Raw genomic sequence first — 961 nt, 5'->3', positions numbered from 1 at the left:
AGCCCTGATCCACCGATGGGATTGATGTGAGCACGAGGGCCCGGATGCGATGATGCCCCCGCGAGCTGGAAAGATAGAGGTTCTTCAGGCTTCTATCGTCCAGTTCGAGAGGGCACCGTCAGGGTGAGGTTACCGCACAGCGCGGCGCGGGTGCGCGCCTCGTTCGATGATCCGAATCTGGTGTCGTGCGCCGGCCTGGAACCGGTGATGCGGCTGGCCGAGGTGTGCGGGCTGCATGGCATCGTCGCTGCTCGGCTGCGTGTGCCGACGGACAAGGGCGCCAACGCCTCAGGAAAGGTCGCCGCGATCGTGGCGGGCATGCTGACCGGCGCGGACTCGATCGACGACCTGGACGTGCTACGTCACGGCGGGATGCCGGCGGTGTTCAGCGGGATCTACGCGCCCTCGACGCTCGGCTCGTTCCTGCGCGCGTTCAGCCACGGCCACGTCCGGCAGGTGCAGGCCGTCTCGCGGCAGTTCCTGATCCGGCTGGCTGGACGGGCGCCGTTGCTGCCCAGCGCTGATGCGGTCACCTTCGTGGACATCGACTCGTTGCTGCGGCGGGTCTACGGCAAGCAGAAGCAGGGCGCCGGGTTCGGCCACGCCAAGGTCGGCGGCTACCAGGTCCTGCTGCGCGGCCTGAACCCTCTCGTGGCCACGATCAGCACCCCGCACGCGGCTCCGGTGATCGCCGCGACCCAGCTGCGCGCCGGCAACGCCGGCTCGGCCCGCGGCGCGGCCTCGCTGCTCGCCGAGGCCATCGCCACCACCAAGGCCGTCCTGGCCGCCCAGGCCGGCAGCGCAGCGACGCCGGCAGCGACCGAGCCGGTGGCGGGTGAGATCGTGGTCCGCGCGGACTCGGCGTTCTACTCCCGCGCCGTCATCGGCGCCTGCCGCCGGGCCCGGGTGCGGTTCTCTGTCACCGTGCGCGTCGACGCCAAGGTCCGCACCGCGATCGCCA

Annotated in this window: 1 protein-coding gene; it reads left to right on the top strand. The window is 71.0% G+C overall.

Annotated features, from left to right (window positions below):
- Positions 1 to 123: 123 nt before the first annotated feature.
- A partial coding sequence (locus ABD901_RS58700; RefSeq protein ID WP_345145100.1) for a transposase occupies positions 124 to 961 on the top strand: 838 nt, incomplete at its 3' end.

The sequence above is a fragment of the Dactylosporangium darangshiense genome, assembly GCF_039537565.1.
In the GTDB taxonomy this organism is placed as follows: Bacteria; Actinomycetota; Actinomycetes; order Mycobacteriales; family Micromonosporaceae; genus Dactylosporangium; species Dactylosporangium darangshiense.
The sequence above is the reverse complement of the archived record's forward strand: the minus strand, read 5'-3'. Positions and strand labels throughout refer to the sequence as shown.